Source organism: Streptococcus sp. CL5.50 (assembly GCF_049738015.1).
GTDB lineage: Bacteria > Bacillota > Bacilli > Lactobacillales > Streptococcaceae > Streptococcus > Streptococcus mitis_CA.
Map to the genome: position 1 here is coordinate 20,748 of NZ_JBKOTR010000013.1, position 24,581 is coordinate 45,328.

Genomic DNA, 24,581 nt, shown 5'->3' on the forward strand with positions numbered 1-24,581 from the left:
CTGGAATAAGCATCTATACTATGAAAAACTAAAAAGTCGGTCCTCCGACTTTTTGTGCGATACTCCTCTAGAATTATGATAAAATAGAAATAATTGTGAGTTCGCAATACTAAACACAGAAAGAGATTTCAAATGGAAACTTACTACAAAGCCATTAACTGGAATGCCATCGAAGATGTCATCGACAAATCAACTTGGGAAAAACTGACGGAGCAATTCTGGCTTGATACACGTATTCCCTTGTCAAATGACCTAGACGACTGGAGAAAACTATCAAACAAGGAAAAAGACTTAGTTGGAAAAGTCTTTGGTGGTTTAACCCTTCTCGACACTATGCAATCTGAAACAGGGGTTCAAGCCCTTCGCGCAGACATCCGTACACCACATGAGGAAGCTGTTTTCAATAACATCCAATTTATGGAATCTGTCCACGCAAAATCTTACTCATCAATCTTTTCAACCTTGAATACAAAGGCTGAGATTGAAGAAATTTTCGAATGGACCAATACCAATCCTTACCTACAAAAGAAGGCTGAGATTGTCAACGAAATCTACCTAAACGGTAGCCCACTTGAAAAGAAAGTTGCCAGCGTCTTCCTTGAAACTTTCCTCTTCTACTCTGGTTTCTTCACTCCCCTCTACTATCTCGGTAACAACAAGCTAGCCAACGTTGCGGAAATCATCAAATTAATTATTCGTGATGAGTCTGTTCACGGAACTTACATTGGTTACAAATTCCAACTTGGTTTCAATGAATTACCTGAAGAAGAGCAAGAAAAACTCAAAGAATGGATGTACGACCTGCTCTACACTCTTTATGAAAATGAAGAAGGCTACACAGAAAGCCTCTATGACGGTGTTGGCTGGACGGAAGAAGTCAAGACCTTCCTTCGCTACAATGCTAACAAGGCTCTCATGAACCTGGGACAAGATCCACTCTTCCCAGATTCAGCTGATGATGTCAACCCAATCGTTATGAACGGTATTTCAACAGGAACATCTAACCACGACTTCTTCTCTCAAGTCGGAAATGGTTACCTTCTTGGCGAAGTTGAAGCCATGCAAGACGATGACTACAACTACGGTTTGGACTAAGGTCATCTATTTTATAAGTGATAAAAACATCATGGTTTGTTTAAAACAACCATGATATTTTTGTTTTTTGTTTTCTTTTGTTTTTTAAATTGATTGATTGAATACTTTATGATAAAATAGTAATAGAAATAGAGGTGATAACGATGTTAAAGCAGGAAAAACTAGATAATATTCTAGAAACGGTAAATACAAAGGGAACTATTACTGTAAAAGAAATCATGAGTCGCTTGGATGTATCAGATATGACTGCTAGACGCTACTTGCAAGAGTTAGCAGACAAGGATTTACTTGTTCGGGTGCACGGTGGAGCTGAAAAAATTCGCACAGGTTCCATTTTAAATAATGAACGTTCCAATATTGAAAAACAAAGCTTACAGATTGCAGAAAAACAAGAAATCAGCCGTTTTGCAGGCCATTTAATTGATGAAGGAGAAACCATTTTTATTGGACCAGGTACAACCTTGGAATCTTTTGCCCGTGAACTCCCAATCGATAATATTCGTGTTGTAACAAACAGTTTACCAGTCTTTCTCATCCTAAACGAACGAAAACTAACAGATTTGATTTTAATTGGTGGAAATTATCGCTCTATCACTGGAGCCTTTGTTGGAACGCTAACCTTGCAAAATCTAGCCAATCTCCAATTTTCTAAAGCCTTCGTTAGCTGTAATGGTATTAAGGACAATTCGATTGCAACCTTTAGTGAAGAGGAAGGTGAATCTCAACGCATCGCCCTCAATAATTCCAATAAAAAATACTTACTAGCTGACCATAGTAAGTTCAATAAATTTGATTTCTATACCTTCTACAATATCTCTGATATTGATACCATCGTTTCAGATTCTAAACTGAGCAAAGAAACGTTTGAACAACTTTCAAAACAAACAAAAATTATTCTTTCTAAACCATAAAACTGAGGATTGATAAAATATAAAATGCGTCATATCAAGATTCTTATTTTCTTGATATGACGCATTTTTTGATGAAGATTTTTACAAAGAGTTTCCTAGATTCTTTATGATTGTTGAAACGGCATAAAATCTGAATCAAAGGAGATATTATCCCATTCTTCAGGACTGATACAATTTAAAAAGATATTTTTAAATTCTTCTAGCTCATAGTCTGAATGGCAAATCCATTCTTTACCGGTACAGACATACCATTTCCCAAGTTTTTTCAGCTCCTCATTAGTCAAACAAGGTATTTGAGAACATTTATCAAAATTGATAATATAAACTTTTTCATAAATAGATTGGATAAAATCTTTGAACATCTTTTACCTCACTAGAATTCTATATCTAATTACTAATTCTACTAGTCTATAATCTGACTTTCTGCAACTTTCTTGTACCAGTGAGCTGATTTCTTAGGATAACGTTCTTGAGTTTCAAAATCTACATAGAAGAGACCGTAACGTTTTTCATAACCGTTTGACCATGAGAAGACGTCCATCAATGACCAGATGAAGTATCCTTTGACGTTTGCACCATCAGCAATCGCATCAGATAAGACCTCTAAGTGTTGTTTGACATAATCAATACGGCCATCATCGTAAACAGTATTATCGACGAACTCATCTTTATAACCAAGTCCATTTTCAGTGATGTAAATCTTCTTGTAGTTAGAATAATCTTTCTTCACACGCATGATTTGGTCATACAAACCTTGAGGGTAGATAATCCAATCCCAATCCGTACGTGGTACATAGTCAGGAGCTACACGACGACCAACACCTTTGATTTGGTATTTAGAGCTTCCTTTCTCACCCTTACCATTATGGATAATTTCAGTTTCTCCATCAAATGCTTCCATCCAGTCACTCATATAGTAATTGATTCCAAGGAAGTCATTCAAGTCTTTTGCAGCTTCTAATGCTGTGAAATCTTCTTCACGAAGATCTAAGCTACCACCATTGACTGATAAGATATGGTTGACACCTTCGATCGTTTCAGCTGAATAACGACCTAGATAAGTTGCATCCAAGATAAATTTATTGTGAATAATATCTTCCAACTCTGCTGCACGAACATCTGCTGGATTTTTAGGATCTAAAGGATACTTGGTTGGCAGAGCATGAACAACCCCAATTTCACCTTTATAGCCTTTCTCTTTGTACAATTTTACCGCACGTGCATGAGACACCATCATATTGTGGTGCGATTGGAAGACTTTGGCAAGATCGTACTGAATACCTGGAGGGAATTTACCAACCAAGTATTGACCATCACCAATTGGCCCAATTTCATTAAAGGTTGTCCAATAGTTTACTTCTGGAAATTCTTCAAAACAGAAAGCCGCGTAGTCTACAAAGTGTTCAATATTTTCACGGTTTAAGAAATCTCCATTTGAGTGGAGAACTTCTGGTGTGTCAAAGTGATGAAGAGTTACAAAGGGCTCAACGTGACGTTTGTGACACTCTGCAAATAGATTATGATAATACTCAACACCCTTTTGATTTACTTGACCGTAGCCTGTTGGGAAAATACGTGACCAAGCAATGGAAATTCGAATACCATTGACACCATACTCTTCTGCCAACTTGAGGTCAACTGGGTATCGATTGTAAAAATCACTGGCTGGTTCTGCAGTGTACCAGTAGTTATCTTCAAGATATTTATCCCACGCTACTGGTCCTTTACCATCAGTATGTGTAGCACCTTCTGCTTGATAGGCAGCTGTTGCGCCACCAAAAATAAAGTCTTTTGGTAATGTTTTTGTCATTTTTTTCACCTATTTCTTGATTTAAATAAAGTAAAAGTGAGAGGAGAGGAGTCAGTGAGCCATCCTTCTCCATCTCACTTCTTGTACCGAGTCACCAAATTGTGACATGAGGAGGTAAAAACGATATCTTTTTACCGACGAATTAATAAGGCGATTAGGAAATTCGCCATAGCGATTTCCGTAACGATAGGAGACTATTTCAGAGTCCCTATTATTAATCGAATTGTGACATGAGGAGGTAAAAACGATATCTTTTTACCAACGAATTAACAAGGCGATTAGGAAATTCGCCATAGCGATTTCCGTAACTATAGGAGACTGTTTCACAGTCCCTATCGTTAATCGAATTGAGCTTGTACAAATGCAAGAGCACCTTTTCCATCACGAGTTAATTTGATGTATTGAGCTCCCTCTGTTTTCGCAAGTTTAATATCGAGTTTATCTGTTTCTGCTTTCATGTCTTCAAAGTTTGAAGCAACTTGAGGGGCTAGGATAACCAAATCAAACTCTGGTAACATTTCACGGTGAGCACCATAACCACCTGCTGCTGCTTTCACAGGAACATTGTACTCTGCTGCTGCCTTATTCAAAGCATTTGCAAGAAGTCCACTTGTTCCTCCACCGGCACAAAGAACCAAGACATTTGTTTCTTTTGTAATTGTATTCTGACCTGCTTCTACACCCGCTTTTTCAAGAATAGCATCCGCTTTTGCAGTGTTGAAGTTTGCAGCAACTTTATCTTTCAATTCATCATTAGATTTACCTGAACGCTCTTCTTCAAGAATTTGTTCATCATATACTTTAAGGAATGGGTAGTAAATGACTACGTCAACCACGATTAGAAGAGCAGCAAGAATGAATGATAGAACTTGGAAGTTCGTACCAAGAACTAGACCTAGTGGAGCTGGGGTTGTCCATGGTAGATTAGCAGTAAATGAGTTCATTCCAAGTGTTTCAATAAAGAATTTGAAGATCCAAACGTTTGCGATTGGAGCAAATATAAATGGAATGAAGAAGATTGGGTTCAATACAAGTGGTGCACCAAACAAGATTGGTTCATTTACACCAAAGAATGTTGGAACTACTGAAGCACGACCGATTGCACGGTTACGTTTTGATTTTGTTAACCACATGAACATGAATGGAACAACCAGTGTCGCACCAGTACCACCCATGGTAACGATAAACATTTGTGTACCAGAAGTAAGAATCTTGTCAGCGTGCATACCTTGTTGGAGAAGGTTCAAGTTTACTTCGGCATTTGCATATGTAATAGCTGCGATAGCAGGCTCAACGATAGATGGACCATGGATACCAACAAACCAGAAGAAGGCAAAGGCACCAAAGATAATGGTGATACCTAGATAACCATCAGCAGCAGAGAATAATGGTGCAAAGAATTTACCGATTGATTCTGCCACACTTGCACCAACAAAATGACGTGCTAATAAGTCAAGAGCATAAAGAGAAACAACAGATAGAGTGAATGGAATCACATCTTTAAAGACTTGTGAGATATTTGGCGGAACTTCGTCAGGCATACGAATAGTGACGTTGTTCTTAACACAAACCTTATAGATGGCTACAGTAACAAAGGCAGCAAGGAAGGCTGAAAGCAAACCTTTTGTCCCCAAGAATCCAGTAGCTAGACCATTTTCGATAGGATCAGCTGCCAACATCAACAAACCAACAATTGCTGCCAACAATGTTGACATATAGTTGATTTGATTGGTTTTCTCCATGCTACGGTTTACTGAGTCGGTCAATGACTTAGCTGTTGTACCAGCTACCAAGAGAGCCAGAATACCCATAGAATAGCTATAAGGTTTCATCAGAAAGGATACAACTTCATCAGACCATTTAAAGCCCCATGAGTTTGGTACAAAAGCAATCAAGATAAAGATACTTGAGAAGAGAATAACAGGCATACCTGCAATGAAACCATCACGAATAGCACGAAGATAGATATTACGAGATAATTTCTCAAAGAAAGGTTTTCCTTTCTCAATAAATGCAATTAATTTATTCATTATTTAACTCCTCTCTTGTACAGTTCAATTAAATGGTGCATCAAATCTTTTAACAAAATAGTTGTCATCAAGTGATCTTGACCGTGCATCATGGTCACACTATACGCTAAGTCCTCACCAGAAGCTTCCTTAGTCAATAGACTTGTTTGCGCGTGGTGAGCCTCTGCAATACAGCTACCAGCTTCCTCTACCAGAGCGTCCGCTTTTTCAAAATCACCAGCTTCAGCAGCTTTCAAGGCTTCCAATAGTTTTGAACGAGCATCGCCGGCATAAGCTACGATTTCAAAACCTAACAATGTTACTTCTTCTCTATTCATGATAGAATTCTCCTTATATAATTTTAAATAAATTTTATGACAATAAACGTTGGATATGTAGAACTAGATAAACTCGTTCACTCTTATACAAATCAAGACCCGTATGTTGCGTAATCACATCATAGATCTTAGAACCAATCTCAAACGCTCTGGGATAGGATTGTTTGATATGGTCTTCCATATCCAGAAGCGATTGGTTATCATCTCTAGAGCGGTCTAAATAATCCAGGAAATAATTCAAATGAATCATAAAGCGATCATAGAAATGATTATTCTCTTTGGTTCGTTGAATTGCATAGTCCTTTAGCACTTCTTCAACATTCCTGAGAATTTCTTTCCTCTTATCAATCGACTCAACTACTTGGACTTCATTCTCACCCTCAGCATTGATGAAATGATAAGCAATCCGAATAATTTCGTCCTCAGGAAAATGATACGCTAACTTCTGACGGTAAATTTCAAATGCTTCATTTGCGATTTGAAAAGCGACAGGATACTTAGTGGAAATATCTGGCAGATTACTATCCTTGTACCTTCCTTGTGCTAGAGCTTGGTAGGAACAGTAAATATGATCTGTCAAGGTTACGTAGAGATACTCTTGAATCGGATAATGATATTTCTTTGATAGCTTATCAATGATTTCATAAGTCACTGTGATAAAATCAAGCGGAACATCTTTGAGGAGAGCCATAAAGTTTTCCCTGGACTCTTCGGTCTTCATCCGAAAGATTTTCTCAACCTGATGTTCAGCAATCAAATCCCCTTTCTTCTTTCCAAATGTAATCCCCTTACCAATCACAATCACTTCTTCTCCTTTATCATTTCTGACAAGCGAGACATTGTGATTCATTGGATTTAGAATTCGATACATGTCAACCTCCTTTTATATCTTAAAGGTATATGAGTACAAAAAATGACCACAAATGAACTAGAAAATCAGCCGATTTCTAATTCACCTGTGATCATGCCTAATATTACTTAGTAACACTCACCTTGTATTAACTTGTGATTTAAGTATAGCACAAGTAAGTTATTTTGTAAACCTTTACATAAAACTTTTTTAAAATTTTTTTAGATTCATGTTCCTAACCTAGGAGGACTTGCTTACACGCGTTCTTTCCATGAAGTCGCTGTTGTTTGAAGAACTTTATTGAGCTCATCAATGTTTTCAAAACCAGTTGTGCGAAGCCATTCGCGAGCTGCTGCTTCACCATCTTTGATGTATGCTTCAACTGATCCAGCCCATGTAGCACGGCCACAAAGAACTCCGTTAAAGTTTGCACCTGATTCATGAGCAAATACAAGAGTATCTTGGAAAAGTTTAGCTGATACACCAGCACTCAAGTAGATGTAAGGCAAGTTAGTTGCTTCATCTTGAGCTTTGAAGAAGGCTGCTGCTTCTTCACGTGTATAAACCACTTCACCTTCAGCGAAGCCTTCAACATATTTAATGTTAACAGGAACTTCTACTTTCAAGACATCAATGTTAAAGCGTGGGTCTGAAAAGACTTTCATAGCACCGATAACTTTGTGTGGTTTTACTTTCGCGTATTCTACAGAACCTGCGTCAGCAATTTTTTCATCGTAAGCAAGAATTTCAAGGAAGAATGGGATATCTTCAGCCACACACTCAGAACCGATACGTTCGATGTAAGCTTGTTTTTCTTGGTTAAGTTCGTCTGAGCTATCTACATCATAGTAAAGCAAGAATTTAACTGCATCTGCACCTTCTTCTTTAATACGTTTTGCAGACCAAACATCCAAGCAGTCTGGCAAACGTTTTGTACTTGTTGTGTCATAACCTGTTTTTTCATAAGCAAGGAGAAGACCAGCTTTTTCATCAAGAGCTTTAGTTGCTGGAAGTCCATATTCAGGGTCAAGAAGCATAGATGAAGCGTATTTAGTCAATTCATCTGCTACCAAGACTTTAAGTTCTTCCATTTGAGCCACTGTTGGTTCTTCTGTTTGGTGTTGAGCCATGAGGCGTTTCAAAGCACCACGTTGGTCAAATGCAAGAGCTGAGATGATTCCATTTTCATCAGAAAGTTTTTCTAAGCGTGCACGTTTTTGTTCTGTTAAAGCCATTTTATACCTCTTTTACTATTAATTGTTCATATAGAGCTTGATAGTTGGACATGTTGACATGACCAGTCATTTTTTCTTGAGCATTGAGCATACCAAGAACATTTGCCTTGATGAGTAATTCTGCATCCGATTCTTTATGAAGAAGTCCTGAAGAAATCCCTGCCACAGTAGAGTCTCCAGATCCGACAGGGTTGACCACCTGAATTCTAGGAATATCTACCTTGTAGAAAGTGTTACCATGTTTGGCAAAAGCACCGTTAGCACCAAGTGAAACGATAATCCATTCAATACCTGCAAACAAAGGTTCTTGAAGGACTTCTTTTAATTCATCCAAATCCTCAGAAACTTCTCTTCCTAGAAGCTGGGACAATTCCTCATTATTTGGTTTGATGACTGTTGGTTTATGTGGTGATTCAAGAACCGCCTGAAGTGCTGTACCAGAGCAGTCCAAAACAACAGGCTTGCCAGCTTGGTTAGCAAGTTCTACCAAGCTCGCATAGTAATCAACTGGAAGTCCAGCTGGCAGACTACCTGAGATAGCTACTACTTCAACTGACTCCAAGAGTTTTTTGAAATGTTCCAAAAAGTCTTGACCTTCCTGTTCCAATACTTCAGGACCTTTTTCAAGAACTTCTGTTTGGTTATCTCCGTGAAGAATAGCGATACAGTTACGAGTTTCTCCCTGAATTGAGAAGAAATCTTTCTTAACATTATCATCAATATTTTCAACCAAAAACTCACCAAGTTTGCCACCCACTAAACCGGTAGCAAGAACAGAATCCCCAAATTCTGAAAGTACTCGGGTAACATTGAGCCCCTTACCACCAGCCGTTTTGGTTACATCCACCACACGATTGACAGTATCAATCTTTAACTCATCCAAGGGATAGGAAATATCAATGGATGGGTTCATTGTGACTGTTAAAATCATAGGTCACCTCTTAGTCGTGGTATTCTCCGCGATCCCATTTTTCAAGGAATTCAGTGAAGAAGTTTGCGTCTGTTTGTTGAGCATTGTGACTTTCAACGTGTTCAATTTTCGCAATCAATTTTTTGTTTTCTTCAGATGGTTTGTATTCAGCATGGATGAAAGCTTCGATGATATCACACATGAGCAATTCACCAGTAATCTTACCACCAAATCCGATAACGTTGGCATTCAATTGTTCTTTAGCATAAAGGGCTGTTGTCATATCACGAACCAAGGCAGAACGAACACCTGGAACTTTATTTACAGCGTTGTTGATACCAACACCAGTACCACAGATACATACCCCAAGATCAGCTTGACCGCTAGTTACAGCTTCCCCTACTTTTTTACCAAAGATTGGGTAGTGAGTACGTGTATGGTCATATGTACCAAAGTCAATGACTTCATATCCTTTTGATTTCAAAAATTCTGAAACCGCCATTTTTTCATCTGTTACGATGTGGTCACATCCAATTGCAATTCTCATTTTTAACTTACCTTTCTTACTGTAATCTAATTAGCACATTTTGTTCAACATGTCGACACGAATTTGGTGACGTCCACCATCGTATTTTCCGTTAACAAATCCTTTAGCAATGTTTTTAGCCAATTCATCACCAACAAGTTGTGCACCCATAGTGATCATACGTGAGTTGTTGTGACCACGAGTCATATAAGCTGAACGTTCGTCAGATACTTCTGCAGCAACCATTCCTTTGATCTTAGTTGCGACCATAAATGGACCAGCTCCATAAGCATCAATCACGATACCAAGGTTTTGTTCTTCTTTGTTTACTTCTGCAGCAACAGCAAGAGTCACATCAACAAAGTCTTGACCTTCAGCTGTAACATCCACAACGTGGAAGTTTTCTTTTTCCAAGAAGTCTTTCACAACTTCTTTCAATCTCAAACCTGCAGCATCTGCACCGATAACAATAGACATATTGTATACTCCTTTTTATTTTTCTAGGCTAGTAAAGACTTTTATAGTTAGCAGTTTACCTACAAAAAGCTTTCTAGCAGTTTATTGACAAATTGGATTGAATGAGATGAATGACACCTTATTCAAGTTTAGGAAATCAATTTCCTAGAATAATCTCTCTTTCAAAGAGAATATAACAATTGATTATTTGTTTGTTACAAACATCATTTGTTGCTTACAAACATAATATACTCCTATTTGTCGAAAAAGTCAACAGTTAATGTTTGTTTTTGTGTTTTTTTATCTAAAATATTTCGATATCAAAACCAATTTGATCCACTTGTCCTGGCTCTAAGAGGCGAACATTCTTCTTATCTTCTAGATGATCTCCTTCTTCAAGAGATGTTGACAAGCCTGACCATGGTTCAAAAGCAATTAAAGGGCCCTTATTCAAAGTTGACCAGATAATAAGGTTTGGAAACTCTGCAAAGTGTACTTTCAACCCTTTATCATGTTTACGAGAACGAAGCGCAATTGTTCTAGATTGCAATTCATCTAAGGTAACTGCATCTGTACTAAACAAATCATAGCTGAGATCTACTTCTTTTTGACCTTCTAGCCATGGACTTCTATCTTGGAAATCCAACATACCTGTTTCTGGGAAAGGGTGTGGAACAGAGCAAGTCTCTTCTTTCTCAAACTCTAAATAGTAATCTTCATAGACTTCATCATCAAGTAGAGGACAATTAAATCCTGGATGGCCACCAATAAAGTAAGGCATGACCTTGCTAGTTTCTTTATTGAAAATCTTGTATTGAGTTCGTACTGTCTTGCCAGTAAGGCTATAAGTGATTTCTAGGCGGAAATAATAAGGGTAGTTCTGATAGCTATTCTCATCGTCTTCAATTGCAAAAGTTACACTATTATCTGTCTGTTCAACTAATTCAAATTCTTTCTTACGAACCAAACCATGACGAGGAATCTTTCCTTTGCTTTCTTGCCCCTTCTCATCTATATAGAGGGCTGTATCCTCTCTCAAAGAACCACAAATGGGGAAGAGAACAGGAGCTTGTCCACTCCAATAAGTGGCATCCCCTTGCCACAAATACTCCAGTCCCTCAGTATCTTTTATAGAAGAAAGAGCCCCACCAAAACTGTTAAATTCAACTCTTAATTGTTCTGATTTTAATTCAATTACCATTATTTTCTCCGATTTCTTGATAGTTTATAAAAAACTAGGCTGTCACTCCTATCAGGAAAATGACAACCTAGCTTTAACAATTTACATTTTATAGGAGCGCATTATTTTGCTTTTGCTGCGTACTCTTCGTTACGTTTGATCATTTGTTTTCTGTACCATGCAAAGATACCGATATAGAATACAAGGAAGACTACAGCACCAAGGATTGCTTTGATATCACCTGTTGTAGTGTTACCAATTGTCCAACCAAGAAGTTTTTCGATTGGTCCTTCAAGAGTTGAGTGAGTGATCAATTGAGTTTCGCTCACACCTGCTGGGAAGGCACCTACACCTTTAGCAAGTTCTGTTGCAAATGGTGCGATAAGTGTACCTGAAAGAAGGAAGAGTGGCAACAAGAGTGTTCCGAAGATAATCATACGGAGCAATTTACCACGTGTTACAACCAAGAGAGCTGGAGTAACACCCATAGCGATGATACCTGCAAGTGGCAAGATACCATTTCCGACTTTTGAAAGAAGCACAGCTTCGATCAACATGATTGGTGCAAGTACGTTGGCACAAGCCCAGATTTCAGCACGACCAGCGATGAATGGCCAGTCAAGACCGATATTAAATTTACGTCCTTGAAGACGTTTAGTAGCAACGTTTGTAATACCTTGTGAAAGTGGTTCTACGGCAGCGATGAACCATGAACCGATGAGTGAGAAGAGTTCCAAAGATACACCGGCTGTCAAACCAAGAGACAACCAACCTTTAATAACTAATTGCCAGTTTGCTGCATCTTCTACGCCAGCAACTGGATGTGGAGTACCCATCAAACCGATAACGATACCAAGGATGAAACCGATGAAGAATTTAGATCCCCAGAAACCGATTTTCTTGTTCAATTTAGCAGCATCAAAGTCATATTTATCAAGACCTGGGAAGAATTTTTCAAAAATCTTATCCAAAACCATGATAACTGGGTTCATCATGTAGTTCATGTGAGTTGAAGTCATTGGTGATGAACTTGGTGCGTTAAGAAGGTCATCAAATGTAGGTTTCATCAAATCAGAGTTGATGATTTTAAGAACACCTACAAGGACAACTGCTGCAGTGGCGATGAAGAGTGAAACCCCTTGGCTTACACCGTTGTTGTCTGCATACCATTTAATCAAAAGACCTGTGATAGACAAGTGCCAGATATCGAAGATATCAACGTCAAGTGTATCAGTTTTCTTCATAGCAAGCATCACTACGTTGACAATCAACATGATGAGCAAGAAGTAAAGTGTCCAAGCAGATCCCCAAGTGATTGTAGCAAGTGGTGCCCAACCAACGTCAGTGATGTTCAATTGAATACCAGTATTTTCAACGAATTTTGCAAGTGATGCTGAGAAAGCACCATTCAGCATACCGATGATAGCACCGATACCAGTAAGAGCGATGGCAAGTTTGATACCACCTTCAAGTGCTTTGGAGAATTTCACTCCAAAAAGTAGAGCCAATACTGTCAAAATGATCAGCATGATGATTGGCCCACCCATATCCAAGATAGGTTTGAACAGCTTATTGGCTAGTTCGATAATGACATCCATAATAGTTCCTCCCTTTTTATAGTTATATGAATGTTAACAAATTAAAATTAGCTTAACCCGTGTTCTTTGATAGCTGCTTCAATATTATCAAATACTGGAGCACTCATTGCTGGGATACGGAATAAGATTGGTCCAGCTTCGATAACTGGAATACCTGGGTCAAAACCAAGATCTGTTGCAGCAATTGGTGTAAAAATGTCATAACCTTTGATAAGGTCTTCATTAACGTCTTTTACCATAACTGCATCACAGTGAACATCAAAACCGCGGTTTGAAAGTTCTTCTTCAAGAGCACTTTTAATTTGGTGGCTTGAGTTAACACCTGCACCGCAGGCAGCAAGAATTTTAATCATATGGATTTCCTCCGATTTAATATTTTTAATAGACAAAATTAAGCAATTGCTTCAGCAATATAAGCATAGAGGGCTTCTGGTTCAGAAATTTTTGATAGGTCTTCAAGATGACTATTTCCAGTAAAGAAGTCCATCAACTGAGCAAGAATGTTCGTTTGACTTGAACTTGAGTTATTAATGATAAAGAAGAGCAAGGATACTTCTACTTCCTTATCTGGCGCAATCATATTGTGGAAAGTCACTGGTTTTTCTAATCGAACGACCACAACTTTTTCGGCTAGATTATGAACAATATCTGTGTGAGGAATAGCCACATTCGGCAAATCCTTACCCAAAAATTCCATATCTAGGCCAGTTGGAAATGACTTTTCACGCGTGATCAAGGCTTCACGATAAGTTGGAGTTACGATTTCTCGTTCTTCCAATAAAGTTGCTACCTGATCAAAGAGATGTTCTTGATTATCCGCTTCTAAGCAAAACACAAGGTTTTTGTCAAAGAAATGATCTAATCCCATAAGGTTTTCCCTTCTTTCCATTAACTTTATGCTATAAGTATAACACTATATGAAATCGTTGTCAATAATTTTTTGTTGTTTTTTGTCCTTTTTTTGATTATTTTGTTTATTTTTTATCTTTACAATCAAAACAAACATTCGAAACAAACATTTTAAACGATTTAATCCTATTCTAAATCCAAAAAAACAGGCCTATTTAAGCCTGCTTTACGATAGATTCTTATGTAAATTTCCTGTGAACAAGAAAAACAATTATGATAACTTATTCTTCATCCATGCTCAAAACGCTGAGGAAAGCTTCTTGTGGAACTTCTACTGATCCGATGGCTTTCATACGTTTTTTACCAGCTTTTTGTTTTTCAAGGAGTTTGCGTTTACGAGAAACGTCACCACCATAACATTTAGCAAGTACGTTCTTACGAAGGGCCTTGATATCAGTACGAGCGACAATCTTGTGTCCAATTGCTGCTTGGATTGGAACCTCAAATTGTTGACGAGGAATAATTTTCTTAAGTTTATCAACGATGAGTTTCCCACGTTCGTAGGCAAAGTCCTTGTGAACGATAAAGCTGAGGGCATCCACCTTGTCTCCGTTGAGAAGGATATCCATTTTCACTAGCTTAGATGGGCGGTACTCTGACAATTCATAGTCAAAGCTTGCATAACCGCGAGTTGAAGACTTAAGCTTATCAAAGAAGTCAAAGACGATTTCAGCCAGTGGAATTTGATAGATAACATTGACACGGTTATCATCGATATAATCCATAGTCACAAAGTCCCCACGCTTGCGCTGAGCTAGCTCCATCACTGCTCCGACGAACTCCTGTGGTACCATGATCTGCGCCTTAACATAAGGCTCTTCAATGGTCGCAATCTTAGTTGGGTCTGGAAACTCAGATGGGTTAGACACATCCATAGACTCACCGTCGGTCAAATTAACTTTGTAAATAACAGACGGAGCTGTCATGATGAGGTCAATATTGAACTCACGCTCTAAACGTTCCTGGATAACATCCATATGAAGAAGTCCAAGGAAACCACAACGGAAACCAAATCCAAGTGCCTGAGATGTTTCTGGTTCAAATTGGAGACTAGCATCATTCAGCTGCAATTTTTCAAGCGCTTCACGTAGGTCATTGTACTTGTTTGATTCGATTGGATAGAGACCCGCAAAAACCATAGGATTCATCTGTTTGTAACCATGTAATGGCTCTGCTGCAGGATTGGTTGCCAAGGTAACGGTATCACCCACACGAGTGTCCTGAACCGTCTTGATAGAAGCTGCAATATAACCAACGTCCCCAGTCGCAAGGAAATCACGACCAACTGCTTTCGGAGTAAAAATACCAACTTCCGTAACATCAAAGGTCTTGCCATTGCTCATGAGCTGAATCTTATCACCAGGTTTAACAACTCCATCCATGACACGCACTTGGAGAATAACCCCACGGTATGCATCGTAAACAGAGTCGAAAATCAAAGCCTTAAGAGGCGACGTCACATCACCCGTTGGTGCTGGTACTTTTTCTACAATTTGCTCGAGGATTTCTTCAATACCGATTCCAGCCTTGGCAGAAGCCAAAACTGCTTCACTGGCATCCAAACCAATCACATCTTCAATCTCTGTACGCACGCGCTCTGGATCTGCAGCAGGCAGGTCAATTTTGTTAATGACAGGCATGATTTCCAAATCATTGTCCAAGGCCAGATATACATTGGCAAGGGTTTGAGCCTCAATCCCTTGGGCAGCATCGACCACCAAAATCGCTCCCTCACAGGCAGCGAGCGAACGTGAAACTTCATAGGTAAAGTCAACGTGCCCCGGCGTGTCAATCAAGTGAAAAATATAAGTTTCCCCATCTTTTGCGGTATAATTCAGCTCAATGGCATTCAACTTAATAGTAATCCCACGTTCTCGTTCTAAATCCATGCTATCCAAAAGCTGGGCTTGCATTTCACGGCTTGAAACCGTCTCTGTCTTTTCCAAAATGCGGTCTGCTAGAGTCGACTTCCCATGGTCAATATGAGCGATAATAGAAAAGTTACGGATCTTCTCCTGTCGTTTTTTCAATTCTTCCAAGTTCATGATTCTCTTCCTTTCAGGGTATCTATTTATTATAAATTGTTTTTGACATTTTGACAAGACCATACCCTGCTAGGAGTACTAATCTTCAGCAACAAAGCCGTCATTCTCAATAAAGTGGTGTTCTGTCATTCCTTGGTCAGTAAAGACAATCCCATGAAGGACACCACCATAAACAGCTCCTCCATCCATTCCAATCTTGCCATCTTCTGTAGTCCAAAGCTCAGCAGTACCACGCTCTTGCTTTAACAAACCATAGACCGGTGTATGGCCAAAGACAATGATTTTTCCAGTATGATTTTCTGCTTCGTGGAATGGTTTTCTAAGCCATACTTTCTTGTAATCTGTGGTTTCATGCCAGTCGTCTAAGGTCAAATCAATACCTGCGTGCACAAAGATATACTTGTCTGTCTCTACCACAAATGGCATTTGACGAATAAATTCGACCAAGTCTGCTGCTTCAGTAGCAACACGCTTGGCATCCTCAACTCCATCAACCGGTGCATCCAAAGGACGACCTAGGATAGAGTTAATGGTTGTATCTCCACCATTGCGACGATAGTGATCATAGCTTTCTTCTGGATCATCTAGCCATGTCAAAAACATATACTCATGATTTCCTGACAAACAGATAGCCCCTTGATTATCCACTAAGTCCTTAACCATCTCTAGAACACGGCGACTATCTTCACCACGGTCAATCAAATCCCCTAGAAAGAGTAACTGGGTCTGACCATCCCATGTTTTGAGAAGGTCTTCCAGCATCCCAGCTTTTCCGTGAACATCTCCAATTACATAATAGTCTGTCATCTTATTTCTCCCTGTTTCTCAACAATTCTCTGGCTTGCGTCAGGGCTGCTTCCGTCACATCATCACCTGCCAACATCTTAGCAACTTCTTCCACTCGCTCTTCAACCGTCAAGAGACGAACAGTCGAAACCGTTGAATGCTCATTGCTAATCTTCTCAATAAAGAATTGATAATCCGCAATCGCAATCACTTGTGGCAAATGGGAAATAGCCAGAACCTGACCATGCTGACCAATTTTATGAATTTTCTGTGCAATAGCCTGAGCTACACGACCTGAAACTCCCGTATCCACCTCATCAAAGACAATGCTGGTCTTGCCTTCTTTACGTGAAAAGGCAGACTTAATGGCTAGCATGAGACGAGATAATTCCCCACCAGATGCAACCTTAACCAAGGGTTTAAAATCTTCGCCAGGGTTGGTTGAAATATAAAACTCAACCATTTCATTTCCCTCACGACTGAATTTGCCCTTGCTAAAACGAACCTGAAACTGAGCTTTTTCCATATAGAGGTCTTGCAGTTCTTGTTTAATCTCTGCTTCTAGCTGCTGAGCCAAGTCATGACGAGCAGAGGCAAGCTGACCTGCCAAATCAATAAGATTGACTTCTAATTTCTTGAGCTCTGCTTCCATGTCCTCAGACGAAAGGTTATTTCCTGTCAAGAGATTGTATTCTTCCGTAATCTTGGCAAAATAAAGCAAGACATCATCAACAGTCCCACCGTACTTACGGGTAATAGTATGAAGGAGATCCAAACGATTCTCGATCTGCATGAGACGATTACCATCAAAATCAAGGTCCTCAATGATTGCTTCCAAACGTTTGCTAATGTCTTCTAAGACATAGTATGTCTCAGACAAAGAGCTTGAAATTTCACGGTATTCAGGGTCGTACTCTTCAACACTTTCCATGTCATTCATGGCTGAACGAACATTGGCCAGACTTGAAAAGTCTTCATTGTCCAACATACTGTACGCATTGGTCAGCGTATCCGCAATATTTTTATGATTGAGCAGTTTCTCTCTCTCTTGATTGAGAACCAGATCTTCTCCAGCTTGCAAGTTTGCTGCCTCAATCTCTGCCATTTGAAATTCCAACATTTCGATACGTGTCTTATGTTCTTGTTGGTTTTTCTTGACTTCCAAAACCTGCTTACGCATTTTACGGTAGGCATCAAAACTCGTCTGATAGGTTTCTTTTAGGTCCCAAAAAGCTACATCACCGAATTCATCCAACATTTGAATATGAAGTTGAGGACGCATTAACTCCTCTTGGTCATGCTGACCATGAATATCTACCAGATGTTGCCCAATAGCACGCAAAACAGACAGATTAACCATCTGGCCATTCACACGACTAATACTACGACCATTTTGCAAGATTTCTCGACGGATGATAATTTCATCACCCATTTCCAAACCTTGCTCATCAAAAATTTCCTGTAAAAGGCGACTATTCTCAACTGAGAAAAGCCCCTCAATCTCTGTCTTTGGCGCACCATGACGAATAACATCTGTCGTCGCACGAGCCCCCAACATCATATTCATGGCATCAATGATAATCGACTTCCCTGCACCCGTTTCACCAGTCAAGACAGTCATCCCCTTTTCAAAATTGAGGGAAATAGCCTCAATAATGGCAAAGTTTTTTATCGAAATTTCAAGTAACATATAGACCTACCAATTTTTTACTTGTTCAAAGATTTCCTCAGCTAGACTTTCACTTCTGGCAATGACTAAAATCGAGCTATCATCAGCTAAACAGCTAAAAATCTTGTCAGCAAAAGTCTCAATTAACTGAGCTTTTACAAAAGCTGTATTTCCTGGGATAACTTGGAGATTAATCATCTTGTCCATCAATTCAGCTGACTCAATATTGTCTTCAGCCAGTTGCAAACTTTTTACGATTGATTTTGGCAATTCGTAGACATAGGTGTTGTCTCTCAAAGGAATTTTGACAATGCCTAGCTCTTTGATATCCCGTGATACTGTTGCCTGAGTGGCAGTGATCCCTGCCTCTTTCAAATGTTCTACAATTTCTTCTTGTGTACCGATTTGATAATCTGTCACAAATCGTCTAATTTTTTCAAGTCTCTCTTTTTTATTCATTTTTAAATTGACTATGCGCCCTCTCTACTACTTCTTCAATTTCAGCAAGAACCTGATTGCTTGCTGACTCTTCTTTTTTCAAATACACTAAAAACTCAATATTTCCATGCCCACCTTGGATGGGAGAAAAGTCCAAACCAAGGACTGAAAAGCCTTCCTCTACTGCCATGGTTGTGACAGATTCAAGAACATTCTGATGGACCTTGGCATCGCGAATGATTCCATTTTTCCCAATCTGCTCACGACCTGCCTCAAACTGGGGCTTAACCAAAGCCACAACCTGACCTTGATCAGCCAACACACGATGCAAGGCTGGTAAGATCAGACTAAGGGAAATGAAACTTACATCAATACTGGCAAAACTTGGTTCCTGCTCAAAGTCAGTCCTTTCAGCATAGCGGAAATTAAACTGCTCCATGCTAACAACCCGAGAATCTTGGCGCAGTTTCCAGGCTAACTGATTGGTACCAACATCCACCGCGTAGACAAGCTCAGCACCATTCTGCAACATGACATCGGTAAAGCCACCAGTAGAAGCCCCAATATCAATCGTGGTCGCCCCATCCACTGACAAATCAAAGACCTGCAAGGCCTTTTCCAGTTTTAAACCGCCGCGGCTGACATACTTGAGTTTCTCACCCTTGAGTTTTAACTCAGTATCATCTGGGATTTTCTCTCCTGGCTTGTCAAAGCGTTCTCCATTAAGAACAGCCACAACAAGCCCAGCCATAACACCTCGCTTGGCTTGTTCTCTTGTCTCAAACAAGCCCTGTTTATAAGCTAGTACATCCACTCTTTCCTTAGCCATTGATTCTCAAACTTTCTACTACTTTTACAATCGATTCTGTTTCAAAGGGAACCTGCTGGGCAATTTCTTCTAATTTTGCATTAGCTTGATCCAGAGTTTGGTTACAAAAGGCAATAGCCTCTTCCAAGCCCAACAAAGCAGGATAGGTTGATTTTTCAGCCTTTAGGTCCTTTTGAGGAGTCTTGCCGATTTCCTCAAAACTAGCGGTCACATCCAGTACATCGTCTCGAACTTGAAAAGCAAGTCCGATTAATTCCCCAACAGTTTTCAGCTTCACCTGTATTTCAGGTGCCAATTCGGCTATAATAGCAGCTGCTTGGAAGGGATAAGCTAGTAATTTTCCAGTCTTATTAGCATGAATAGTCTGGAGTTCTTCCAAAGACAAATGCTGGTGTTCACCCTCCATGTCCAAAACCTGCCCTGCCACCATGCCCAGACTTCCTGAAGCTAGGGATAAGTTAGCAATCAAGTCCACCTTGATCTGACTTGGCAAATCTGCCTGCGCTATCAAGGCATAAGGATCTAGGAATAAAGCATCTCCAGCCAAAATGGCCATAGCTTCACCGAATTTCTTGTGATTGGTCAAGCGTCCCCGACGGTAATCATCATCATCCATAGCTGGAAGATCATCGTGAATCAAACTACCTGTATGAATCATTTCTAATGCTGCAGCCACCTGCGCATGAGCAGGTTTGATGGTAACTTGTAAGGCTTCCAGAACTTCTAACAAGAGAAAGGGTCGAATACGCTTGCCACCAGCATGAATGGAATAAAGAACAGACTCTCGCAAACTAGAGGCAAACTGCTGGTCTCCATAAAAATCTTCCAAGGCTGACTCGACAAGAGCTAATTTTTCTTGCTTTTTCATTCAAAATCACTTTCTGTTCCATCTTCTTGCATGACCTTAACTAAGGTCTTTTCAGCCTTGTCCAGCGTCGCTTGGAGTTCTTTTGACAAGACCATACCCTTTTGAAAGGCAGCAATCGCATCTTCCAGAGCAATTTCACCATTTTCCAAACTTTGAACAATGGTCTCCAGTTCTGCTAGATTTTCCTCAAATTTCTTTTGTTTTGACATCTTTAACCTCTAATTCTACTCGACCATCTCGCATCAAAAGCGTCACTTGGTCTGTTCTCTTTAAATTCTCAACCGAATCCACAACGGACTCTTCTTTTTTGACAATAGCATAACCACGCGCCACGATTCGACTGGTATCCAACATCAGCAAGGCTTCCGAAAGTCGTTTCACCTCAGCAACCTTGGCATCATAAACCAAAGCCATTTGACTACGGAGGAGCTTGTCCAACTGACCAAGACGATCTTGATAACGTTGTATTTTAGTAACAGGTGATAATTGTACCAGTCGATGCGTCCTTGCTTGGACGACTTGTTTGTTATCAGAAATCCGTGTTCGCAAACTTTGTTTTAAGCGCAGTTGCAGCTGATCCAAGCGTTGCAAATAGCCATCATACAAGCGCTCTGGCTGTCTAAAGATAACAGACTGACTGCATTTTTTCAAAGCTTCTTGTTTCTTAGATAGGACATTTCGGACTGCTGTTGCCATCCGTTTTTCCTGATTTTGCAAATGAGCTAATACATCCAACTTGGTCACAGGGGTTGCCAGTTCAGCAGCTGCCGTTGGTGTTGCAGCTCGACGATCCGCCACAAAATCTGCCAAGGTCACATCTGTCTCATGCCCCACACTAGAGATAACTGGCAAACGAGACTCAAAAATAGCTCGTACCACAATTTCTTCGTTAAATGCCCAGAGATCCTCAATGGAACCTCCTCCACGACCAATAATCAGCAAATCCAAATCGTCCCGTTGATTAGCACGCGCAATATTTCGAGCTATTTCCTCTGCTGCTCCATCTCCTTGAACCTTAGTTGGATAAAGTAGAATATCGACACCTGGAAATCGTCTGCTGACGGTCGTGATGATATCTCGAATAACGGCTCCACTGCGACTGGTTACTACACCAATTCTCTTAGAAAATTGGGGCAGAGGTTGCTTAAAGCGTTCTTGAAACAGGCCTTCTTCTGTCAATTTTTTCTTGAGTTGTTCAAACTGAATCGCAAGCGCCCCAACCCCATCGGGCTCAGCCTTTTCAATGATGATGGAGTAGCTACCACTTGGTTCGTAGACCTGTACACGCCCAATCACATTGATCTTCATCCCTTCTTCCAGGTCGAAGCCTAATTTCTGATAAACCCCAGACCAGATGGTCGCTTGAATAACTGCGTGGTCATCTTTTAGGGAGAAATATTGGTGAGTAGGTCGTTTACGAAAGTTGGAAACTTGACCAGTTAAATAGACCCGTTCCAAGTAAGGGTCTTTATCGAATTTCATTTTCAGATACTTGGTCAAAGTTGTTACCGATAAATACTTTTCCATCTCCACCTACTATTCATTTTCTTGCTCTTTCATGGGTATTATTATACCAAAAATATGCCTAAAAATCTCCATTTATGTACCATTATGAGGGAAAAATAAAAAAGGAGGCAAAGCCTCCACATCTGATTATTTGCTGTTTCGAGCTTCTTCCAAAATCTTTTCAATCTTGGTTGTCAACAGGTCAATAGCCACGGTATTGCTGACCCCTTCAGGAATGACGATATCAGCATAACGCTTGGTTGGTTCGATAAACTGATGATACATAGGTTTAACCACACCTAAGTACTGGTCAATGACGCTATCAAGGCTACGGCCACGCTCTTCCATATCACGCTTGATCCGACGAATAATGCGCACATCATCATCTGTATCCACAAAAATCTTAATATCCATCAAATCGCGCAGGCGCTTATCCTCCAAGACCAAAATCCCCTCAACGATAAAGACATCTTGAGGTTCTTGACGATAGGTCTTGCTACTTCGTGTATGCTCTGTATAGTCGTAAGTCGGAATGTCCACCGGACGCCCTGCCAACAATTCCTTAATCTGCTCGATCATCAAGTCTGTATCAAAGGCAAAAGGATGGTCGTAGTTGGTTTTGACACGCTCTTCAAAGGTCAAATGAGACTGATCCTTGTAGTATGAATCATGCTCAATCATGGAAATCTTTTCATCAGGAAAATGCGATAAAATGGCTCTTGAAACACTGGTCTTACCACCACCAGAACCACCTGTCACTCCGATAATGATTGGTCTATTTTGCATGCTATCCTCCGTTTTTTTATCCGTCGTCTATTCTATCACATTTTTTGCAAAATTTATAGTCTGGTTTGGATAATCTAGGGGAAACAATTCCAATTTCTACACTTCAATTATACTAACGAAAAACCTTCCTTGGCTTGTAGAGATTGTCCCGTTTTTCTAGAATGGCTAACAATTTATCTTCTTCAAAAGCAGCCAATTCTTGTTCTGTTTGTTCGAGCTCTATAAAACGACCAAAGCGTACTTCTGTAGCCTCTTCTGGAGTTAGTAAAACTTTGACGAGGTCTCCTGTCCCAATCTCTAGAGGATGGAGAAAGTCCAGTTGACCAGCCTCTACTTTTTCAGCAATTTCTTCCAATGTAAGAGCATCTTCAAGCTGTAGACCGGCAGCACTAGTCCGTGTCAAATGTGACATATGGGCCGCATAGCCAAGCTTCTCTCCCAAATCAACTGACAAGGTACGGATGTAAGTCCCCTTACTACATTTCACACGAAAGGTAAAACGTGCTAGATTCCCCTCATAAGAAATCGGACTTGTCCGCTCAAATTGATAAATGGTCACCTGACGTTCTGGACGCTCCACTTCCTGACCAGCACGCGCATACTCATAGAGCTTGCGACCATTAACCTTAACCGCAGAGTACATAGGCGGAATCTGGGTAATAGGCCCAGTCAAGCTAGCGATTGCTTCATCGACAAGATTTTCATCCAAGGGCGACAAAACGGATGTCTCAGCAACCACTTCCCCACTAGCATCCTCTGTCGTCGTGGAATAGCCCAGAGTGATTTCCCCCTCATAGACCTTTCCCTCATCCTGCATAAACTCGACCATGCGTGTTGCCTTGCCAACCGCAATGGGCAAAACACCCACCACATCCGGATCCAGAGTCCCACCATGACCAATCTTTTTGGTCCCCAAAATCTTACGCAGTTTAAAAACCGCATCATGCGAGGTCATCCCCTCTTCTTTTTTTAAGTTGATAATACCGTTCATTTTTGCTTTCTAATTCCCTTTTCACTTTACATCAACATATTCTATCTTAGACAGATTTTAAAACTATATCAGCTTATTTTTCTAAATACTTCCTAGCTTCCTGAACATAAAAGAGCTCTGGATTTTCATGGGCGATACTTTCAAACAAACTTCGGGCACGAGCTTCATCTCCTTTTAATTGGGCATTGAGAGCGCCATAATAAGAAAACATGATTCGAGCTAACTTACTTTCTGGTTCAGTAATGTCGAAGTAGTCGTTCACTTCTTTATTGAACACAATATCTTTTATGGCTTGGGCTTGAGCAACAAGTGTAGCTTTGCCTCCTTTAAAATCTGGTGCCTTGGACAATTGTTCCTCAAAGAAAGCAATACCTTGCGCATCTTGAAGATGAATGGAAACTGTTAATAGTTCAAAGCTTGATATTAAAAACGCTGGGGTTCTGAATCTCTTCCAAATTTTTTTCAAATCATATTTGGACATATTTTCCTTGGCAGCTTGAAAATCTCCTTTTAAATAAGCCACTCGACCTTGGATAATTTGGTAATTCTCACGATATGTTGCCCTAAAGGGCTTAATAGATTTTTCTGATTGAACTCTTAACATGTCTACATAGAGCTTAAGATTAATAGAATCGTGTAACACTAGAACAATAACTTTTCTAGATACAAATCTTAAATAAAATACAAAGACGAGAACTAAAAAGTCAATAACTAATAATATGAGTCCCAATATTTCCAAATTGCTTTGAAATATTAAAAATACTGCCATCACATAAATAACCAAGACTAAAAATAAGCAAATTAGAATAACCCTATCAAGTTGTAAAAGAGTGTTT

26 protein-coding genes are annotated in these 24,581 nt (G+C 39.8%); 2 read left to right on the forward strand and 24 right to left on the reverse strand.

Features of this window, described 5'->3' with window-relative positions:
* Nucleotides 1-132: 132 nt before the first annotated feature.
* Both nrdF and ACLNCV_RS08260 read left to right on the forward strand, forming a co-directional pair.
* Nucleotides 133-1,095, forward strand: a complete 963-nt coding sequence (nrdF, locus tag ACLNCV_RS08255) for a class 1b ribonucleoside-diphosphate reductase subunit beta (protein WP_000451364.1) — start codon at nucleotides 133-135, stop codon at nucleotides 1,093-1,095.
* 143 nt (nucleotides 1,096-1,238) lie between these two features.
* Nucleotides 1,239-2,006 (forward strand): DeoR/GlpR family DNA-binding transcription regulator, encoded by a 768-nt coding sequence (locus tag ACLNCV_RS08260; RefSeq protein ID WP_261126503.1) that lies wholly within the window; start codon nucleotides 1,239-1,241, stop codon nucleotides 2,004-2,006.
* 104 nt (nucleotides 2,007-2,110) lie between these two features.
* Here the strand turns inward: ACLNCV_RS08260 and ACLNCV_RS08265 are convergent, their stop codons facing one another.
* The 24 genes from ACLNCV_RS08265 to ACLNCV_RS08380 all read right to left on the reverse strand — a co-directional run.
* Nucleotides 2,111-2,368: a DUF3884 family protein gene (locus tag ACLNCV_RS08265; protein WP_424845080.1), complete on the reverse strand. Its 258-nt coding sequence runs from the start codon at nucleotides 2,366-2,368 to the stop codon at nucleotides 2,111-2,113.
* A 41-nt stretch (nucleotides 2,369-2,409) separates the two neighbouring features.
* Nucleotides 2,410-3,816, reverse strand: a complete 1,407-nt coding sequence (gene lacG / locus ACLNCV_RS08270) for a 6-phospho-beta-galactosidase (RefSeq protein ID WP_261126501.1) — start codon at nucleotides 3,814-3,816, stop codon at nucleotides 2,410-2,412.
* A gap of 338 nt (nucleotides 3,817-4,154) precedes the next feature.
* Nucleotides 4,155-5,846 (reverse strand): lactose-specific PTS transporter subunit EIIC, encoded by a 1,692-nt coding sequence (locus ACLNCV_RS08275; RefSeq protein ID WP_261126497.1) that lies wholly within the window; start codon nucleotides 5,844-5,846, stop codon nucleotides 4,155-4,157.
* Nucleotides 5,846-6,163 (reverse strand): PTS lactose/cellobiose transporter subunit IIA, encoded by a 318-nt coding sequence (locus ACLNCV_RS08280; protein ID WP_001078331.1) that lies wholly within the window; start codon nucleotides 6,161-6,163, stop codon nucleotides 5,846-5,848. Before ACLNCV_RS08280 ends, ACLNCV_RS08275 begins: the two co-directional genes overlap by 1 nt.
* Nucleotides 6,164-6,197: 34 nt before the next feature.
* Entirely contained in the window at nucleotides 6,198-7,034 is an 837-nt protein-coding gene (locus ACLNCV_RS08285; protein ID WP_261029195.1) for a transcription antiterminator, read from the reverse strand.
* A gap of 233 nt (nucleotides 7,035-7,267) precedes the next feature.
* Nucleotides 7,268-8,248, reverse strand: coding sequence for a tagatose-bisphosphate aldolase (gene lacD / locus ACLNCV_RS08290; protein WP_001229114.1), 981 nt, complete (start codon nucleotides 8,246-8,248; stop codon nucleotides 7,268-7,270).
* 1 nt (nucleotide 8,249) lies between these two features.
* Nucleotides 8,250-9,179, reverse strand: a complete 930-nt coding sequence (locus ACLNCV_RS08295; protein ID WP_261126495.1) for a tagatose-6-phosphate kinase — start codon at nucleotides 9,177-9,179, stop codon at nucleotides 8,250-8,252.
* Nucleotides 9,180-9,189: 10 nt separating this feature from the next.
* Nucleotides 9,190-9,705, reverse strand: coding sequence for a galactose-6-phosphate isomerase subunit LacB (gene lacB / locus ACLNCV_RS08300; RefSeq protein WP_001216913.1), 516 nt, complete (start codon nucleotides 9,703-9,705; stop codon nucleotides 9,190-9,192).
* A 30-nt stretch (nucleotides 9,706-9,735) separates the two neighbouring features.
* Nucleotides 9,736-10,161 (reverse strand): galactose-6-phosphate isomerase subunit LacA, encoded by a 426-nt coding sequence (lacA, locus tag ACLNCV_RS08305; protein WP_000029277.1) that lies wholly within the window; start codon nucleotides 10,159-10,161, stop codon nucleotides 9,736-9,738.
* A 283-nt stretch (nucleotides 10,162-10,444) separates the two neighbouring features.
* Complete coding sequence (locus ACLNCV_RS08310; RefSeq protein WP_084926385.1) at nucleotides 10,445-11,341, reverse strand: aldose 1-epimerase family protein; 897 nt, start codon at nucleotides 11,339-11,341, stop codon at nucleotides 10,445-10,447.
* 101 nt (nucleotides 11,342-11,442) lie between these two features.
* Nucleotides 11,443-12,918, reverse strand: coding sequence for a PTS galactitol transporter subunit IIC (locus tag ACLNCV_RS08315; RefSeq protein ID WP_000382513.1), 1,476 nt, complete (start codon nucleotides 12,916-12,918; stop codon nucleotides 11,443-11,445).
* Nucleotides 12,919-12,965: 47 nt separating this feature from the next.
* Nucleotides 12,966-13,271, reverse strand: coding sequence for a PTS sugar transporter subunit IIB (locus tag ACLNCV_RS08320; RefSeq protein ID WP_000590547.1), 306 nt, complete (start codon nucleotides 13,269-13,271; stop codon nucleotides 12,966-12,968).
* A 38-nt stretch (nucleotides 13,272-13,309) separates the two neighbouring features.
* Nucleotides 13,310-13,786 (reverse strand): PTS sugar transporter subunit IIA, encoded by a 477-nt coding sequence (locus tag ACLNCV_RS08325; RefSeq protein WP_000521976.1) that lies wholly within the window; start codon nucleotides 13,784-13,786, stop codon nucleotides 13,310-13,312.
* Nucleotides 13,787-14,048: 262 nt separating this feature from the next.
* A complete protein-coding gene (lepA, locus tag ACLNCV_RS08330; protein WP_084926386.1) occupies nucleotides 14,049-15,872 on the reverse strand; it encodes a translation elongation factor 4 in 1,824 nt (607 codons plus the stop codon).
* Between the two features lie 78 nt (nucleotides 15,873-15,950).
* On the reverse strand, nucleotides 15,951-16,679 hold the full coding sequence (locus tag ACLNCV_RS08335) for a metallophosphoesterase family protein (RefSeq protein WP_024057651.1): 729 nt from the start codon (nucleotides 16,677-16,679) through the stop codon (nucleotides 15,951-15,953).
* 1 nt (nucleotide 16,680) lies between these two features.
* Nucleotides 16,681-18,348 carry a DNA repair protein RecN gene (recN, locus tag ACLNCV_RS08340; protein ID WP_424845081.1) on the reverse strand — a complete coding sequence of 556 codons (1,668 nt, stop codon included), beginning with the start codon at nucleotides 18,346-18,348 and terminating at the stop codon, nucleotides 16,681-16,683.
* Nucleotides 18,349-18,354: 6 nt separating this feature from the next.
* Nucleotides 18,355-18,786 (reverse strand): arginine repressor, encoded by a 432-nt coding sequence (locus tag ACLNCV_RS08345; RefSeq protein ID WP_020900686.1) that lies wholly within the window; start codon nucleotides 18,784-18,786, stop codon nucleotides 18,355-18,357.
* Nucleotides 18,779-19,594 carry a TlyA family RNA methyltransferase gene (locus ACLNCV_RS08350; protein ID WP_261010884.1) on the reverse strand — a complete coding sequence of 272 codons (816 nt, stop codon included), beginning with the start codon at nucleotides 19,592-19,594 and terminating at the stop codon, nucleotides 18,779-18,781. The genes ACLNCV_RS08345 and ACLNCV_RS08350 overlap by 8 nt, the downstream gene beginning before the upstream one ends.
* The gene (locus ACLNCV_RS08355) at nucleotides 19,587-20,462 is read right to left on the reverse strand and encodes a polyprenyl synthetase family protein (RefSeq protein WP_049516658.1); all 876 of its coding nucleotides are present in this window, start codon (nucleotides 20,460-20,462) and stop codon (nucleotides 19,587-19,589) included. The genes ACLNCV_RS08350 and ACLNCV_RS08355 overlap by 8 nt, the downstream gene beginning before the upstream one ends.
* A complete protein-coding gene (locus tag ACLNCV_RS08360; protein ID WP_000043226.1) occupies nucleotides 20,459-20,671 on the reverse strand; it encodes an exodeoxyribonuclease VII small subunit in 213 nt (70 codons plus the stop codon). Before ACLNCV_RS08360 ends, ACLNCV_RS08355 begins: the two co-directional genes overlap by 4 nt.
* A complete protein-coding gene (gene xseA / locus ACLNCV_RS08365) occupies nucleotides 20,649-21,989 on the reverse strand; it encodes an exodeoxyribonuclease VII large subunit (protein ID WP_424845082.1) in 1,341 nt (446 codons plus the stop codon). Before xseA ends, ACLNCV_RS08360 begins: the two co-directional genes overlap by 23 nt.
* A 126-nt stretch (nucleotides 21,990-22,115) precedes the next feature.
* Nucleotides 22,116-22,754 carry a uridine kinase gene (gene udk, locus ACLNCV_RS08370; protein WP_001181377.1) on the reverse strand — a complete coding sequence of 213 codons (639 nt, stop codon included), beginning with the start codon at nucleotides 22,752-22,754 and terminating at the stop codon, nucleotides 22,116-22,118.
* Nucleotides 22,755-22,866: 112 nt separating this feature from the next.
* A complete protein-coding gene (gene truB, locus ACLNCV_RS08375) occupies nucleotides 22,867-23,745 on the reverse strand; it encodes a tRNA pseudouridine(55) synthase TruB (protein ID WP_045606735.1) in 879 nt (292 codons plus the stop codon).
* A gap of 73 nt (nucleotides 23,746-23,818) precedes the next feature.
* The coding region (locus ACLNCV_RS08380) for a hypothetical protein (RefSeq protein ID WP_424845083.1) at nucleotides 23,819-24,581 on the reverse strand (763 nt) is incomplete at its 5' end.